Here is a 16,191-nt window from a genome sequence, read left to right on the forward strand (position 1 = left end):
CCCATGAGAATGCGACAAAGATCGGTAGAGGCGCAAAGCATCATATCTCGACAGAGGCATGAGGTGCGTTCATGCGTGAAGAATGGATCGTGCCCACCTTCCGTTAAACGCGCTGCGCGCCTTCGAGGCGGCGGCGCGGCATCTCAACTTTACCCGCGCAGCGATCGAGCTGCGGGTCAGTCAAGGTGCGATCAGCCATCAGGTCGCGGCGCTCGAGCGGCGCCTCGGCATGCCGCTGTTCCGGCGTCTGCCCCGCGGTTTGGCATTGACCGACGAGGGCCATGCGCTCGTGCCGGTCGTTGCCGGCGCCTTCGATGCGATCGGCGCCACGCTCGACCGCTATGCCGGCGGGCGCCTGCGCGAAGTGCTGAGCGTGGGAGTCGTGGGTACCTTCGCGGGCGGTTGGCTCCTGCCTCGACTGGCGGAATTCGGCCGAGCCCATCCGCATGTCGATTTGCGGCTGATGACCAACAACAATCGCGTGGATCTTGCAGGCGAAGGTCTCGATCTGGCGATCCGCTTCGGTGACGGCGCCTGGCACGGCGTTCACGCCGAACCGATCCTCGACGCACCGCTGTCGCCGTTATGCACGCCCACCATGGCGGATCGCCTCACGATGCCCGAGTCGTTGGCGCGCGAGACGTTGTTCCGGTCCTATCGGCTTGACGAATGGCCGTCCTGGTTCGCAGCGGTTGGTGTGGCACCGCCGCCGATCCGCGGGCCGGTGTTCGACACATCGATCCTGATGGTTGCTGCCGCGAAGGCTGGGCTCGGGGTGGCCATGGCGCCGCCTACGATGTTCGCGGACGAGCTGACGGCCGGGCGCCTCATCCAGCCGTTCGCAATCGAAATCACGACTGGGCGCTATTGGCTGACCCGGCTGATGTCGCGGCAGGACACGCCAGCGATGCGTGTCTTCAGGGAGTGGCTGATGGCGGCGGCGAGCTGGGATTCCTTCCAACTCGCGATCCATAAAGGCGGACCGACGACGATTTTCGCGGGGAGATGACCATTACGCACCTATGGCGCTGAAGCGCCGGCAACCGCCGTTCAAACCCTAATCGCCAACGCCGGCTGTAGCTTAACGGATGACCGTAGGTGATGAGCCGACAACGTGCTGTGAATGGCTAATCTTTGGGCCTTTTCAGTACGCACCGCGGAGCCACCGTCGACCACATAGTCCTGCTGTGTCGTTACCGGGTTAGCGTGCCCGAAAGCCCATCTATGTCTTTTCAGCGTCAACGGTATGCGCCGATAGCCGGTATGATCGAGCTTGTCGGAGCCTCGGCAACCGGCGACAAGTGCGGATGGCTGATCCTTCCCTGCTGACGGTGTGTGCGCTGGCAAAAAGCGTCCCTGGCCCGCGTCTGCTGTTTGGCGGGCTGAATCTTGCGGTGGGCGCCGGAGAGATCGTGGCGATTACCGGCGAATCCGGCGTCGGCAAATCGACGCTGCTCAACATCCTTGCCGGGTTGGACGACGCCGATGGAGGCGAGGTGGCGATCGAAGGAATTACGTTCGGCGGCCTCGACGAGACCGCGCGCACCCGATTGCGGCGCGAACGGATCGGCTTCGTTTTCCAGGCTTTCCACATCCTGCCGTACCTCACGCTGCAGCAGAACGTCGCCCTCCCGCTGGCGCTGGTCTCGCCCGACGCTGCGGCGGCGCGGGTCGAAGCGAAGGCGATGCTCGCGGCCGTCGGGCTCGGCGGTCGCGGCGAGGGCTATGCGCGCGATCTTTCGGGCGGCGAGTTGCAGCGCGTGGCGATCGCGCGCGCGCTCGTCCATCGCCCGGCGCTCATCCTGGCGGACGAGCCGACCGGCAACCTCGATTCAGAAACGGCGCTCCGCGTGCTGACGCTGTTCGCCGATGCCGCGCGCGAGCGAGGCGCGGCGGCGGTGCTTGTCACCCATTCCGACGCGACCGCCGCGATTGCCGATCGCGTGCTGACGCTCACCACCGAGGGCCTGGTCGAGCGTGCGCGCTGAGCCCGGCTTGTGGTCGGGGCGGCTGGCGCTTGGCTGGTTGATCGCGGGCGAGTGGCGCTTTCATCCAGCGCGCTTCCTCGTCACTGCAGTGGCGATCGCGGTGGGGGTGGCGCTAGGCTTTGCGGTGCATCTGGTCAACGGTTCGGCGCTGGCGTCGTTCGACAGCGCGGTGCGTGGCGTGAACGGCTCCGCCGATTTGAGCGTGAAGGCGACCAGCCGGCTCGGCTTCGACGAGCGCCTGTATCCGCGCGTGGCGCTCGCCGCTGGGGTGGCCGAGGCAAGTCCAGTCGTGCAACTCGAGGCGCGGATCGGCACGGCGCGCGTGACGCTGCTTGGGCTCGATATCCTGCGCGCGGCGGCGGTGACGCCGACGCTGATCGGGGTCCGCCCGCGCGGGTCCGATGCCGACGGCGCCGCGGTTTTCGACGAGGCGAGCGTCTTCCTGTCGCGCGCGGCACTCGAGCGGAGCGGCGCTAAGCTTGGAGCGGTGGTCACGGCCGCGGCGAACGGACGTGCGGTGCCGCTCCGGATCGCGGGTACGCTCCCCGGGGTTGCCGACGGGAGCGCGGTCGCGGTGATCGACATCGCCGCGGCGCAGTGGCGGTTCGATCGGATCGGACGGCTCGATCGGATCGACGTGAAGGTGGCGGATCGTCCGGCAGCGGATGCCGCGCTGGCGAGGATGATGCCCGGCGACGCCGTGATCTCGACCGCGCAGGCGCAGTCGCTGCAGGGCGATGCGCTCTCCCGCGCGTACCGCGTCAATCTCGACATGCTGGCGCTCGTCGCGCTCCTGACCGGCGGGTTTCTGGTCTATTCGGCGCAGTCGCTGTCGGTCGTCCGGCGGCAGCGAGCCTTCGCGCTGCTGCGCACGCTCGGCATGCCGCGCGGCGGGGTGGTCGCAGCCGTCGTGGCCGAGGGCGTCGCGATCGGCGTAATCGGATCGGGCATCGGGCTGTCGGCGGGGTACGGGCTTGCCTGGGCGGCAGTGCATTGGCTGGGCGGTGACCTCGGCGCCGGCTATTTCCGCGGCGCGGGGGCGGGGTTGGTATTCCAACCCTGGGCAGCAATCGGCTTTTTCGCGATCGGCCTGCTCGCGGCGATCGCCGGAAGCGCGGTACCGGCGCGTCTTGCGGCGCGCGCTGCGCCCGCGGCGGCGCTCAAGAATGCCGGCGACGTGCTCGATCCGCGTCAGCGCGTGGCGTGGTGGCCGGCGGCCGGGTTGCTGATCGCGGGGGGTGTGGTCTCGTTGCTGCCGCCGGTCGCGCATCTGCCGCTGTTTGGTTTTGCCGGGATGGCGCTGTTGCTCGCCGGCGGCATCGCGGGGGTGCCGTGGTTCGCGCGGGCACTGCTGGCGCCGCTCGCCCGCGGCGCGATCCGCACGGTCCCGCGTCAGCTCGCGATCCGGCACTTGCACGGCGCGCCGGGCGAGGCCGCGACCGCGCTGTGCGGGATCGTCGCGTCGACGGCATTGATGATCGCGATGGCGACAATGGTAACGAGCTTCCGCGGCGCGGTCGATGACTGGCTCGGCCAGGTGCTCAGCGCCGATCTCTATATGCGCACCAACGCGGGTGCGAGTTTCGACCCTGCCACTCGCACGCGGCTGGCCGCGACGCCCGGCGTTGCGCGTATGGCCTTCGGACGACAACTCGCCCTGACGATCGCGCCTGATCGCCCGGCGATCGCGCTCGTCGCACGACCGCAGCGCGGCGTGGAGGATCCGCAGTTCGTGCTGATCGCCCGCGCGGACGCGCTGCCGACTGGCCTCACGCCGATCTGGGTATCGGAGCCCGCCCAGCGCCTCTACCGCTGGAACCCCGGCGAGGTGATCCGCTTGCCGATCGGAGGTGGCACGCGCTTCGCGGTGGCGGGCGTGTGGCGCGACTATGCGCGGCAGGGCGGGGCCGTGCTGATCGACGAGGCCGACTATCAGCGTCTGACCGGTGACACCGGACGCGACGAGGCATCGGCCACGCTGCTGCCGGGCAGCGATGCGGCGGCGGTGACGCAGCGGTTGCGCGCGCGTGTATCGCCGATGCTGCGCGGTCAGGTCGACATCACCCAGCCGGCGGTCTTGCGCCGTTTTGCGCTGACGCTGTTCGATCGGAGCTTTGCGGTGACCTATCTGCTCGAGGCGATCGCCATCCTGGTCGGGCTCGCCGGCGTCGCCGCGACCATGTCGGCGCAGACGTTGGCGCGGGAACGCGAGTTCGGGATGCTGCGCCATCTCGGTCTCACGCGCGGCCAGCTCGGCGCGATGTTGGCGACCGAGGGGGCGATCGTTGGGCTGACCGGCGCGTTGGCCGGGATCGGGCTTGGGCTGGTGCTCGCGCAGGTGCTGATCCATGTGATCAACCCGCAATCGTTCAACTGGACGATGGACACGCGCATCCCCGTCGGCACCTTGGTCGCGGTGGCAGCGGCGCTGACCGGTGCGGCGGCGGTGACCGCCGTGCTGGCGGGGCGGCGTGCGACGTCGCGCAGCGCGGTGCAATCGGTGCGGGAGGATTGGTGATGCGCGTGTCCCCGATCGTAGCGCTGCTCGCCGCCGCCAGCCTGACCGCATCCGCGCCGGTGCCGTATCCGGTTGTGCGACCCGGCATCGCGCTGCGCTTCCCGCGCGATCACGGCGCGCATCCGCTGTTCCGGACCGAATGGTGGTATGTGACGGGCTGGCTTCGCACGGTGGACGGCGCCGATCTCGGTTTTCAGGTCACCTTCTTCCGCTCCCGGCCACCGACCGATCCGGCAAACCCGAGCCGCTTCGCCGCGGGGCAAGTGCTGTTTGCGCACGCCGCGCTGTCGGACCCGAGGATCGGCTGGCTGCTTCACGGCGAGCGGTCTGCGCGGGCCGGATTTGGCCTGGCGGGTGCCGGAACCACCGATGCGGACGTCACGATCCGCGACTGGCGGCTGCGGCGCTACGCCGACGGGCATTGGGCGACGCAGGTGGCGGCACCCGACTTCGCGCTTGCGCTGAATTTCGCACCGACCAAGCCGCCGCTGCCGCAGGGCCAAGGCGGGTTCAGCCGAAAGGGGCCGCAGCCGGATGCGGCGAGCTACTATTACTCGGTCCCGCATCTCAAGGTCGCGGGGACCGTACGCCGTGGTGGAACCTCGGTCGCGGTTACCGGTGAGGCGTGGCTCGATCGCGAATGGTCCTCCAACTATCTTCAGGGCGATGCGCAAGGCTGGGACTGGACCGGCCTGAACTTCGATGACGGTAGCGCGCTGATGGCGTTTCGCATCCGGCGCAAGGCAGGCGGAACGCTATGGGCAGGCGGATCATTCCGCCGGGCCGACGGTACGACGACCGTGTTGGCACCCGGTGACATCGTCTTTCGCCCGCTGGCACGGTGGCGCAGTCCCGTGACCGGGGCGGTGTATCCTGTGAAGCAGGCGCTCAGCGTGCGGTTGCCCGATGGCGTGCGCCGCTGGGTGCTAACCCCGCTGTTCGCAGCGCAGGAACTCGATGCGCGGCGCAGCGGCCTGCCGGTCTATTGGGAAGGTGCGGTGCGGACCGCGGGTGGGCGTGGGTATCTTGAACTGACGGGCTATGACCGCGCGCTGACGATGTGATGATCGACTACATCGACTCGATCGGTCGCTTACCTCCCCAAACCTTCGGGTGGTGCGGCGCGCTGACCATTGGCGTGCATGATCCGGCTGCAGGTTTGCTTCACACAAGCCCGAAATACATAGGAATCCGGTCCGTCGTAGCGACAATTGCAATCGAAAGCGTCTGAATGGCCTCGACATTCACCGCCCCATATGCTGATTTCACTTACGGATTTGTCCATCGAAGACAAACAATAGGAGGACGATATGGGCCTGATGGCGAATGCCGTTGCGTTGCCGCCGATCGACCGGCAGGTCCTCCGTACTCTTGAAACGCATTTCATCGCGCCGGAAATATATAGCCGCGATGACGTTGCAGCGCGCCAGGCGAACCTTGCGCGCATCATTTCCAATGACATTATTCCGCGTCTCTTAAAGCTTCACACCGACGTGATTCCCGATGCACCACCGGTCGCGTCGTTGATCGAGGCGCTCGCGCCAAGCAGCGCGGATATAACCGGCTTGGCCGACATCGTGCTGGGCAGCGATCTCGAAGCGGCGGCGGCTTACGTGATGGTGCTGCGGGATCGCGGCCTGCCGATGGAAACCCTGTTCGTCGAGTTGCTCGAGCCGACCGCCCGCCGTCTGGGGGAGATGTGGGACAAGGACGAATGCGACTTCATCGACGTGACGCTCGGTGTGGCCCGGCTGCAAAAGCTGTTGGCGATCTTCAACGATACCCATGCCATCCCCGCGCTGGACCAGCGTCGCCGCGTGCTGATGGCGATGACGCCCGGCAATCAGCACTCCTTCGGCGTGGCGATGGTGGAACGGTTTTTGCTCGCGGCGGGATGGGACGTGCAGGCCGAGCTCACCGGAACGGCTGACGAGATCGCAGCGGTCGCGCGGGACGGCTGGTTCGCGGTGGCCGGGCTGACGATCGGCTCGGAGCGGCAGATCGACAGCCTGAAGGAGGCGATCGCGCTGCTTCGCGAGCAGTCGCGCAACCGTGCCATCGGTATCATGGTCGGGGGGCCGATTTTCACGGCGAACCCGGGGCTCGCATATGAGGTGGGGGCGGACGCCACCGCGCCCAACGCCCCCGCTGCCGTGCTCGTCGCGCAGAAACTGTTCGACGTGGCAGCGGCGAAATTCCACGCCTAGGCGGCGGTTCGGGCTATGATGTCTATTCGCGCGACCACAGGTGCGCGCATGCGGCACCGCTCGATGTTTAGCCGACGATCTCCTCGACATCTTCTCAGAACACGGCGTGATCGCCACGGTCTGGCGCGGCCTCGCCATCCAACACTGCCCGGTAATAGTCGAACAGGGTCTGGCTGCCGATCGATGGCGTGGCCGCGGCGTCGTATCGGCCGGTCGCGGGATCCAGCACCAGCATGGATTCGGTCGCGTAATAGCGCCCGATCCGGGCCAGCTCGGCCTTGGCCGCGAGCGGCGGGGCAATGCGGCCGACGGCGGATAGGCCTGCGACAATACCGTCGAGCAACGCGACGGGCACCGAGCGAAACCGGGGCGTGCGGTTGAGCAGCGCGAACAGCGCCTCGCCCTGCTGCCGCGGCGTGATCGCCTCGCCCGGGCCACCGATCGGCAGGATCCGGTTCCAGCGCTCCTCGACCCCCAGGCACTCTGCGATATACGTGCCCAGATCGTCGTCGCTGATCGGCTTGCAGGCCGTCAGAGTGCCGTCGCCGAAGATCAGAAAGGGCCGCCCCTTGCGCACGCGTTCGATCTGGCCCGACAGGGATTTGAAATAGGCGGTGGGCCGCACGATCGAATAGCGCATGCCCGATGCGATCAGCGCCGCCTCGAATGCCAGCTTGGCATTCTGGAAAGCAAGAAGCGGTTTTTGCACGCAAATGGCGGACAGCAGCACGAAGTGGGTGACGCCGGCCTGCTGCGCCGCCTCCAGGGCGTTGAGGTGTGCGCGATGATCGATCGCCCAGGCGTCGTTGGGCTCGCCCGTGCGCGACGCCATGCACGACACCACTGCGTCGAACCGCTCGCCGCCAAACCCGGCGTGAGACAGCGATGCGGGATCGGCATAGTCCACGACCTTCACCAAGACGCCCTCGAACGAGCGGGCGCGGTCTGCTGAAGCAAGCGGTCGGTCGCCGCTTTTGGCTCGGACGAACGCGACCACATCGTGCCCTTGCCGCACGAGGGCCGCGGCAGTCGCGCGACCGATCGTACCGGTCGCACCGAGCAAACAGACCCGTCGCCGCGCCGTGGACTCGGGCGCACGTGATGTCACGGTTTCCGTCTCCATTGCCATCCGAGCGCGCCATGGCGCCGGGTTCGAAAGCAGTAGCTTAACGTGCCTTCAGCAGGCAGCGAAACAAAGCAGAATCTCCGACGTGAACGAACGGCAGCTATCGGGAAACGAGTAGGCCGGTGCTCGAGTGTTGTGCCGATGCACGCCTCAACGGCACCTCGAGACGTCGCGCGAGCAGCTGCCCTACTTCGTCCGGCGCAGCGTTATCCGCGTAATCTCGGATGGTACCCCGAGCCTCAACGCGAACCCCGGCCAAAGCCCGGTACCGTTGCTGACGTAGAGCGTCATGCCGCCGACTGCGTAGCGTCCCGAGACGAACCCCGCGTTGCCGCGGGCGACGAGCCGGTCGAGCCCGACGATCATGCCACCATGCGTATGCCCCGACAGCTGAAGCGCGACCCCGCGCGCCGCGGCGGTGCGCGCTTTGCGCGGCTGATGATCGAGCAGGACGACCGGCGCCTCGACAGGAGCGCCTTTCAAGGCGAGGGCGAGGTCGGGTCCGACCTCACCGACGCTTGGCGCCGATAGGTCGGTGACGCCGGCGATCACCAGTCGCTCACCGCCGCGGTTTATGACAGCATGCGCGTTCGGCAGCATGCGAAACCCCATGCCGGCCAGGTGACGCATCCATGCACGATAGTCGAAGAAATGCTCGTGATTTCCCGGGATCGCGTAGACGCCGTCCGGCGCGCGCAAAAGGCGGAGCGGCTCCACGTCGGTGTGGCGCATTTCCACCGAGCCATCGATGAAGTCGCCCGTTACAACGATCAGATCGGCGTCGGCCGCGTTGGCACGATCGACGACGGCCTTTGCCCACGCGGCGGTGAAGAGCCGGCTGATGTGGAGGTCGGTAAGCTGGACGATGGTGTAGCCATCGAAGGATGCCGGCAGGTCGTGGATCGCGACCGTGACGTCTCGGACAGGCGGCACGCGGAGCGCGTTGGCAACGCCGATCGCGGCAACGAGCGCTGCCAAGGCCGCTACGGCGTATCGGAGCCCAGCGGGCTCGCGGACTATCTCCTGACGGACGAGCATCGTGATGAGGGTGCCCAGGTCGAGGGCCAGTTGGAAAACGGCAAGCAGGAGCAGCGCGCCGAACGCCCAGTTGAACAGGATAACGACGAAACGCGGGAACTCGGGCGCAAACACCGAACCCGAGGAGAACCGGCTCCACAGATGAAACTGCGACGCGGCCAGCATCAGTATCCCCGCCGATACCTTGGCCCATAGCGGTAGCGGTAGCGGCCATAGCCAGCGGGCCAGGACGATCAGCGTGGGGATAGCGAACACGAGGTTGAAAATGACACGGACTCCAGGGTTTCGGACGCGATTTAGCCTCTAACGCCGGCGCGTCGACGAATGGCGATCACAAAGCAAGCGGCGCAGCTGACGCCCGTTTCCATTATCGCCTGCAATCCCCATCTGGGCGGGATGTATGAAGACCTCAACCGCCTCGGCCTGATTGAAGAGGACGAGATCGAATTGGACGATGCTGCGCTGTCGTTGGCGCTGCTCGATCATCCCGGCACCGATCTCGCGACCTATTACGACCTGCTCGACGCGATCGAGACACGACTGGACTCGGTCGGAGGTGATTTAGCGTCAGCCGCCGAGCGTGCCGAGGCCCTGGCCGCAGTGCTCGCCGGCGAGTTCGGCTTCGAAGGGGATTCCGAGACCTACGACGATCCCGCCAATGCCGACCTCATCAACGTTCTGGATCGTCGTCGGGGGTTGCCGGTGAGCTTGGCGATCCTCTGGGTCGCGATGGCGCGTCGGCTCGGTTGGAGCGCGGATGTGCTCGACCTCCCGGGCCACGTGCTCGTCCTGATCGCTGCGGAGGAGACGTCGGTGATCGTCGACCCTTTCGCAAACGGCGTGCGCGTGGGGACCGAGCGGCTCGCCGCGCTCATCGAGGCGGCTGCCGGTTCAGGTCGCTCGGTGACGCACCTCGCGGCGATGCCGAACCGCGCCGTGCTTGTCCGCCTCCTCCAGAACCAGGCGTCGCGCGCCGAGCAGGCGGGCAACGGCCGGCGTGCGCTCGAACTCTACGTTCGCATGACGACAATGGCACCGGCGTATCCGCACGCGTGGTGGGAGCGCGCCCGGCTGGAGCTTGCCGACCAGGCGATCGCGGCGGCGCGCGGCAGTCTCGGAGCGATGCTGGAGATCACGCGCGACCCGGCGTTACGTCGCCGCGTGACGAAAATGCTCGACGCGCTGACGGCTGACTGACCCGGTGGATCGCATCGGCGAGCGCTTCCGTTAGGCCCCCTATCCGCATGCGGATAGGGGTGACCAAGTGAGAGGAATCCTCGTCATGCACTGGCTTCGAACGGGCGCGCGCCAGAAGAGGCGCCCTTGGAGCTCGTTTGAACGAATGGCCGGTTCTGGATCCCGGCAAACCGGTCTCGGGGGACCGATTATGGGTCGTCGCGGGCGGATCGTTGCTCAAGAAAATTGCAGCGCTGCTGTCTAGCGATCTTCGGCCTCGGATTGGCAGAAAATGAAGCAAAGCTGTCCTATGGGCATTCCTTTATATGGGCCAGAAAAGCGAGCCATAACAGCCCGGACCGCATCATGTTTCACCTAAAACCTGTACGAAATCGCCTCGGCCTTGTTGCGGCTGCCTGCCTTGTTGCCGGCTGCAGCTCGGTCGCCGCGGCCCAATCCTCTAACCCGCCACGGCTTCCGATGTCCGGCGCAGCTCAGGCGCCGATCGAACACATCTTGCCGTATCAGGCGCGCTTTGGCCGACAGCGGCCGGTTATCGCCATCGTCGGAATAAACGCCGGTACCGAACTCACCGACTATGTCATCCCGTACGGCATCTTGCAGCAGGCGGCCGTCGGAGAGGTGATTACGGTTGCGACCGGCGAGGGTATGATGACAATGCGTCCGGCACTGCATATTCAGCCGCAGGCCTCCGTCGCTGAGTTCGACAGGCGCTTCCCCGAAGGCGCGGATTACATCGTGGTGCCGGCGGTGGTGCGGCACGACGATCCCGCGTTGCTTGCTTGGGTCAAGCAGCAGGCCGCGAAGGGCGGCACGCTCGTCAGCATCTGCGATGGCGCGTTGGTGCTTGCCAGCAGCGGCGTGCTCGACGGGCATCGCGCGACCGCGCATTGGGCAACGGCGGGTTACCCCCACAAGACATATCCCCAGGTTCATTGGGTCGACGACCGTCGCTATGTCGCCGATGGACGGATCGTCTCCAGCGCGGGAATCAGTGCGGCTGTCCCGACATCGCTGGCTTTGGTGGAAGCGATCGCCGGACGCGCCCGCGCTGCGGCGACCGCCGCCGTAATTGGCGCGCCCGACTGGAGCGCAGCCCATGACAGCCACCGGTTTGCCCCCAAATTCGGTCGCAATCTCGCGGCGTTCGCGGCCACGGAATACTTTAACGGCTGGTTTCATCATCCCCAGTCGATTGGCGTCACCCTTTCACCGGGGGCAGATGAGATAGCCATTGCCTTCACGGCCGATGCCTACGCCCGCACGGGCCGGGCAAAGGCCTATGCCTTTGCGCCCAATCCGGCTCCTGTGACGACCTTGCACGGCCTGACCCTGCTGCCCGATCGTACCGATCCGAACGCTCTCACGCGCATCGTCACGCCCGCGTCCGATACGTCGGCGTTCACCCTCGATCGTGTTCTCGCCGAGATCACGCGGCTGTACGGCAGGCAGACGGCCTATGGCGTGGCGCTCGGCTTTGAGTATCCGGGTTATCATGGTTGAAAAACGCACCGTCTCGCCCGCGCCGCCCCATACCCTCCGCGTAGTCCTGCTCGCCTATGACGGCATGAACCTGCTCGACCTTGCCGGACCATTGCAGGCGCTGACCACGGCCAATCGCGGTGGGCCGGCGGGGGCGCCGGCGCGCTACGAGACGATCGTCGCCTCCGCGCTGGGCGGGGCAGTCCTGACCACCGCGGGCCTGCCGGTCGTGACCGTGGCGACGGCGTCGCTGGGCGAAATGCCCATCGACACCCTCATCGCGCCCGGCGGGTGCGTGGGCGAAGACTATGATGTCGAGCCCGCGCTGCGCGACTTCATCGCCTTGCGCGCGAGATCGGTGCGGCGGCTCTGTTCGGTCTGCACGGGCGCGTTCCTGCTGGCGGCAGCGGGGCAACTCGACGGTCGGCGGGTCGCGACGCATTGGGCGTGGCTCGACAAGCTCAAACACCGGCATCCAACGCTCGACATCGACTCGGACAGCATCTTCATCCGTGACGGCAATTTATGGACCTCGGCCGGCGTGAGCTCCGGGATCGATCTTGCGCTCGCCTTGATCGAGCAGGATTACGGCCCGCGCGTCGCAATCGATGCCGCGCGGCAGATGGTCGTGTTCATGAAACGCGCCGGTGGCCAGTCGCAGTTCAGCGTGCCTTTGACTGCGCAGACGCGCGACCATGGCTTCGTCGAACTTCATGCATGGATCGCGGTGAACCTCACGGCAGACCTCTCCGTGGGCCGGCTTGCTGGGCAGGCGGGCATGGCGCCGCGGACCTTTGCGCGAACCTACGCGGCAAAGGTCGGCCGGACGCCGGCGAAGACCGTCGACCTGATGCGGCTTGAAGCCGCCTGCCGCGATCTCGAGGAAACAGACTTGCCGCTGAAGGCGGTCGCTGTCCGCGCGGGGTACGGTGATGAGCAAGCGCTCCGGCGCGCGTTTCAGCGTCAACTGATCACCAACCCGGCGACCCATCGTTTGCGATTTTCCAGTCTTCTGTAGCAGCGTTCGGCGGCAGATTGAGGCGGCCAAAAGCTGACATAATCGGACGTCATCATGCCAGGTATGTCGATAACGGCGTTCATCACCACGCTGCTGCAAGTGGCCTCGACCAACGCCGTAGCGGTTCCCGTGCCAGCAGGTGCGCAGCAGTTGCCGACACGTCTCTCTGTGACACAAGCGGCTTGCGCGCCAAATGATGACCCGAATGATATCGTCGTTTGTGGTCGAACGAACCGACGCAACAGCCAACGCCTCGAGCGGCTCGATCCCCGGTTTGAGCGGGTGACCCATTCGACCGGACTTTTCGAAAGACGCTTATCGGACACCGCCACAATGACGGGCGGTGGTCCGAAAGGCTCTGTTGGTATTACTCTGAAACTTGGTTTCAAATAATTCGACCTTCAAGCACTCCGCTCCAGCGCAGCGCGAAAGTTGGCAGCGCTCGGCTGCGTGAGCTATTCGCATTCGCTTGTCCGAAAGCGGGTCGACGGCTCTCCACCAATTGTTGCCGTCGAGCCTGACCGTTTGCCAAGCCGACGAGCGCTCTCGCGGCGGATGAACGTAGCCCGCTTTCGGGATGCGCAGATAAGCCAATGAGGGACCGACTGTGGGTCTGTTGGGTGTTCCGTCGGAAGCTCTCAACAGTCTTGCTGGACGGCGCTGATGGGTTGCGCCTCTCCTCAACTTACGCAGCGGTTGCTCACGCACGGCGCGAGCCCAAAACGCGTACGACGAGGGCACCACACCTTTGCTATCAACCGACGATGACCGCGTCGGTGTGACCTTGCTGTGCGCCGAGGCCGATGCACCTGGGAATGTACACATTGATATGGTGTGAGCATAGCCGGTGGAGGGGCCATATGCCCGCAACGCTCGCCTGGCTCGACACACACGAAGTTTTGCAGCGCTTATCTAGGCTCAGCGGATCTCCACGCGGTGTGTACCTGTTGGCAGCTGGAGGAAGCTACACCGCCGACCGAGAAATGCCTCGATGATTACCCTGGCTGTCAGGCTGTGCTGGCTCGGCTTGACCGTTGTGAAGCTGCCGCCGCCCGCGAGTGCGAACGGCAAGAGCAACTGGTCCGCGAGATACGGTCCGGCAAAGGCATCCGACGCGAGATAGCCAGCCATCCGCGCGGCGGCGGTCTTTGCGACATGCTCGGCCGAAACGCCGAGCTTACCAAAGCCGCTCACCACTTCGGTGACATGTTCGTAAGCTGCCTCGAGCAACACGATGTTGCCGGGGCCTTGCTCTTCCGGCAGCTCACGGATCGAAAAGGCATCCTCAGGCCAATCCAAGAGCCCACGAGTGGTCTTGATCTCGCGCTCTGCGACATCGAGCGGCAGGCCGGCATATAGCGCAGTGGCTGAGCGGCCGATCAGCGCGCCGCGATCGACACAGTTGATCGCGGTCAGCTCAGCCGGCTCGATATCGATCTCGATCCGGCCGCCGCCGCGCGGATAGAAGCCATGCCGTATCAGCCGCGCAGTGACGCGCGGCCCCATCCGGTTGATGACCGGCAGGAAGCTTTTCGCGATAAAGTCGAAGGGCGGTGCGAGCATGTTGTGCGTGCCCCCTTCGAGTACCAGCCGGGAGGGCGCGCCGGCGAGGATCAGGGGCATCAACACGGTCTGCAACACCAGACCCGTCGATCCCGCGGTGCCGACCGCGAAGCGGTACTCGCCCGGCGTCACCGGGCCAGGGCGGAACGTCAGATCGGACGACCCGACGCTCAGGCCTTCGCACATCGCGCCGCCGATCGCGCACGCGGCTTCGACCGCGGTGACGTGCTGACGCATCAGCCCCGGCTTCTCGCGCTTGCCGCGCGCATTGGTGATGTGGAAGGGCTGGCCGGTGACGAGCGACAGCGCGCACGCGTTGCGCACGACCTGTCCGCCACCTTCGCCTTCCGATCCGTCGATGATGATCATGGTCTTCTTTCTCGGGGGATGGCAGCGTGAAGGTCTACCCCTTCACGCACACCACCTGCTTCAACGTATGGGCGATCTCGACGAGATCGGCCTGTGCCGCCATCACGGCTTCGATCGGCTTGTACGCGCGCGGACTTTCGTCGATCACGCCTTCATCCTTGCGACAGGCGACGCCCTCGGTCGCGGCGACATGTTCCGCCACCGTGACCTCGCGCTTTGCCTCGGTGCGCGACATCACACGCCCGGCACCATGGCTGCAGCTGTCGAACGACTCCGCATTGCCGAGGCCTCGTACGAGATACGACTTGGCCCCCATTGAGCCTGGGATGATCCCCATCACGCCCTTCGCTGCGCGCACCGCGCCCTTGCGGGTGACGAGCACGTTCTGGCCGAAATGGTTCTCGCGCGTGACGTAGTTGTGATGGCAGTTGATCGCCTCCAGCTCCGCTTCGAACGGCTTGGTGATTACGCGGCGCATTGCGGCGATGACGTTGGTCATCATCATCCGCCGGTTGAGCGCTGCATAGTCCTGCGCCCAGCCAACCGCTTCGACATAATCGTCGAAATGCTCGGTCCCTTCCGGGAAATAGGCGAGGTCCTCGTCGGGCAGGTTGACGAACCACTTGCGCATGTCCTGCTTGGCCAGTTCGATGAAGAACGTGCCGATCGCGTTGCCCACGCCGCGTGAGCCCGAATGCAGCATCACCCACACCCGCTGCTCGGTATCGAGGCACACTTCGATGAAGTGGTTGCCGGTGCCGAGCGTGCCCAGGTGGACGAGGTTGTTCGACTTGGCGAGCTTTGGATATTTCGCGACGATCTGCCCGAAGCGCGTCGCCAGTGTCGCCCATGCGTCGACGATCGCGGCGGGCGGATCACCCCACGAGCCGGTGTCGCGTTTGCCGCGGCCCACCGACCGCCCGACCGGCACCGCGCGTTCGATCGCGGCGCGGACGCCTTCAAGATTGTCGGGAAGATCGCTTGCAGTGAGCGAGGTGCGCGCCGCCATCATGCCGCAGCCGATGTCGACGCCAACCGCCGCCGGGATCACCGCACCCTTCGTCGGGATGACCGAGCCGATCGTCGCGCCGATGCCGACATGGACGTCTGGCATCACCGCGACGTGCTTGAACACGAACGGCATCTGCGCCGCGCGCATCAGCTGCGCGCGCGCCTTGTCGTCAACCGCGACCCCGCGGGTCCACATCTTGATCGGTACGCCGCCCTCGACGGGCTGAAATTCGAAATTGGCTTCGGTCATCCTGACCTCCTGTTGAACTGTTGCACGCCGTGGTCGTGGCGACGAGGTGTGGCGGGACGTCCTGATGCTCTAACCGCTGAGCTACGGACCGAAGCCCGGCCGGATTCGAACCGGCGACCGTCAGATTACCATGTAGTCCCACCGGCATTCGCCACGTGTTGGCGATGTCGGTATCGGCGACGAGGATTGGCGAGACATTTTTTGCTGAGCTACCGGGTCGCCCGGGGATGGGTTTGAACCATCGACCTCCTGCATGAAGCAGGCGCTCTCCCTGTAGTCCCACCAGCATTCGCCGATAATTGTTGCTGGCAACGAGGAATGACGAGACGTTTCCGGATCGCTCCGGGGAGGATTCGAACCTCCTGTACCGTGTAGTCCCGTCGGCATTTGCCAGCTTCTTTTGTGGTCACGGCGACGAGAGGTG

The 16,191-nt window shown here is 65.9% G+C and carries 13 protein-coding genes; 9 read left to right on the forward strand and 4 right to left on the reverse strand.

What is annotated here, in order from left to right:
* The first annotated feature begins 82 nt into the window (after positions 1 to 82).
* From EAH76_RS02920 to EAH76_RS02940, 5 genes are all read left to right on the forward strand, one after another.
* Positions 83 to 1,009, forward strand: coding sequence for a LysR family transcriptional regulator (locus EAH76_RS02920; RefSeq protein ID WP_140847841.1), 927 nt, complete (start codon positions 83 to 85; stop codon positions 1,007 to 1,009).
* A 298-nt stretch (positions 1,010 to 1,307) separates the two neighbouring features.
* A complete protein-coding gene (locus EAH76_RS02925) occupies positions 1,308 to 1,988 on the forward strand; it encodes an ABC transporter ATP-binding protein (protein ID WP_140847844.1) in 681 nt (226 codons plus the stop codon).
* The gene (locus tag EAH76_RS02930) at positions 1,978 to 4,506 is read left to right on the forward strand and encodes an FtsX-like permease family protein (RefSeq protein WP_140847847.1); all 2,529 of its coding nucleotides are present in this window, start codon (positions 1,978 to 1,980) and stop codon (positions 4,504 to 4,506) included. The genes EAH76_RS02925 and EAH76_RS02930 overlap by 11 nt, the downstream gene beginning before the upstream one ends.
* Positions 4,506 to 5,570, forward strand: coding sequence for a lipocalin-like domain-containing protein (locus EAH76_RS02935; RefSeq protein WP_140847851.1), 1,065 nt, complete (start codon positions 4,506 to 4,508; stop codon positions 5,568 to 5,570). The genes EAH76_RS02930 and EAH76_RS02935 overlap by 1 nt, the downstream gene beginning before the upstream one ends.
* 246 nt (positions 5,571 to 5,816) lie before the next feature.
* Positions 5,817 to 6,713: a cobalamin B12-binding domain-containing protein gene (locus EAH76_RS02940; RefSeq protein ID WP_140847855.1), complete on the forward strand. Its 897-nt coding sequence runs from the start codon at positions 5,817 to 5,819 to the stop codon at positions 6,711 to 6,713.
* Between the two features lie 94 nt (positions 6,714 to 6,807).
* Here EAH76_RS02940 and EAH76_RS02945 read toward each other — a convergent pair whose 3' ends face one another.
* Positions 6,808 to 7,842, reverse strand: coding sequence for an NAD(P)H-binding protein (locus EAH76_RS02945; protein WP_241659520.1), 1,035 nt, complete (start codon positions 7,840 to 7,842; stop codon positions 6,808 to 6,810).
* A gap of 183 nt (positions 7,843 to 8,025) precedes the next feature.
* Positions 8,026 to 9,132, reverse strand: coding sequence for a metallophosphoesterase (locus tag EAH76_RS02950; protein ID WP_241659521.1), 1,107 nt, complete (start codon positions 9,130 to 9,132; stop codon positions 8,026 to 8,028).
* Between the two features lie 69 nt (positions 9,133 to 9,201).
* Between EAH76_RS02950 and EAH76_RS02955 the strand changes: the two genes are divergently transcribed.
* The 4 genes from EAH76_RS02955 (at position 9,202) to EAH76_RS02970 (ending at position 12,967) form a co-directional block, all read left to right on the forward strand.
* Entirely contained in the window at positions 9,202 to 10,074 is an 873-nt protein-coding gene (locus tag EAH76_RS02955; protein ID WP_241659522.1) for a SirB1 family protein, read from the forward strand.
* A gap of 261 nt (positions 10,075 to 10,335) precedes the next feature.
* Complete coding sequence (locus EAH76_RS02960; RefSeq protein ID WP_241659523.1) at positions 10,336 to 11,577, forward strand: DJ-1/PfpI family protein; 1,242 nt, start codon at positions 10,336 to 10,338, stop codon at positions 11,575 to 11,577.
* On the forward strand, positions 11,534 to 12,574 hold the full coding sequence (locus EAH76_RS02965; RefSeq protein ID WP_241659524.1) for a GlxA family transcriptional regulator: 1,041 nt from the start codon (positions 11,534 to 11,536) through the stop codon (positions 12,572 to 12,574). Before EAH76_RS02960 ends, EAH76_RS02965 begins: the two co-directional genes overlap by 44 nt.
* A 54-nt stretch (positions 12,575 to 12,628) precedes the next feature.
* Complete coding sequence (locus EAH76_RS02970) at positions 12,629 to 12,967, forward strand: hypothetical protein (protein WP_241659525.1); 339 nt, start codon at positions 12,629 to 12,631, stop codon at positions 12,965 to 12,967.
* Positions 12,968 to 13,492: 525 nt separating this feature from the next.
* Here the strand turns inward: EAH76_RS02970 and rtcA are convergent.
* Together rtcA and EAH76_RS02980 are read right to left on the reverse strand one after the other, a co-directional pair.
* On the reverse strand, positions 13,493 to 14,506 hold the full coding sequence (gene rtcA / locus EAH76_RS02975) for an RNA 3'-terminal phosphate cyclase (protein ID WP_140847868.1): 1,014 nt from the start codon (positions 14,504 to 14,506) through the stop codon (positions 13,493 to 13,495).
* 34 nt (positions 14,507 to 14,540) lie between these two features.
* On the reverse strand, positions 14,541 to 15,767 hold the full coding sequence (locus tag EAH76_RS02980; RefSeq protein ID WP_140847871.1) for an RtcB family protein: 1,227 nt from the start codon (positions 15,765 to 15,767) through the stop codon (positions 14,541 to 14,543).
* Positions 15,768 to 16,191 lie beyond the last annotated feature (424 nt).

It is taken from the genome of Sphingomonas glacialis, assembly GCF_006439055.1.
GTDB lineage: Bacteria > Pseudomonadota > Alphaproteobacteria > Sphingomonadales > Sphingomonadaceae > Sphingomonas > Sphingomonas glacialis_A.

Excerpts from the sequence above, each read along its gene's own strand:
- EAH76_RS02965 (WP_241659524.1), top strand. The coding sequence starts at position 11,534 with ATGGCGTGGCGCTCGGCTTTGAGTATCCGGGTTATCATGGTTGAAAAA.
- EAH76_RS02940 (WP_140847855.1), top strand. The coding sequence starts at position 5,817 with ATGGGCCTGATGGCGAATGCCGTTGCGTTGCCGCCGATCGACCGGCAG.
- EAH76_RS02980 (WP_140847871.1), bottom strand. The coding sequence starts at position 15,767 with ATGACCGAAGCCAATTTCGAATTTCAGCCCGTCGAGGGCGGCGTACCG.
- EAH76_RS02945 (WP_241659520.1), bottom strand. The coding sequence starts at position 7,842 with ATGGCAATGGAGACGGAAACCGTGACATCACGTGCGCCCGAGTCCACG.
- rtcA (WP_140847868.1), bottom strand. The coding sequence starts at position 14,506 with ATGATCATCATCGACGGATCGGAAGGCGAAGGTGGCGGACAGGTCGTG.
- EAH76_RS02955 (WP_241659522.1), top strand. The coding sequence starts at position 9,202 with ATGGCGATCACAAAGCAAGCGGCGCAGCTGACGCCCGTTTCCATTATC.
- EAH76_RS02920 (WP_140847841.1), top strand. The coding sequence starts at position 83 with ATGGATCGTGCCCACCTTCCGTTAAACGCGCTGCGCGCCTTCGAGGCG.
- EAH76_RS02970 (WP_241659525.1), top strand. The coding sequence starts at position 12,629 with ATGCCAGGTATGTCGATAACGGCGTTCATCACCACGCTGCTGCAAGTG.
- EAH76_RS02925 (WP_140847844.1), top strand. The coding sequence starts at position 1,308 with ATGGCTGATCCTTCCCTGCTGACGGTGTGTGCGCTGGCAAAAAGCGTC.
- EAH76_RS02935 (WP_140847851.1), top strand. The coding sequence starts at position 4,506 with ATGCGCGTGTCCCCGATCGTAGCGCTGCTCGCCGCCGCCAGCCTGACC.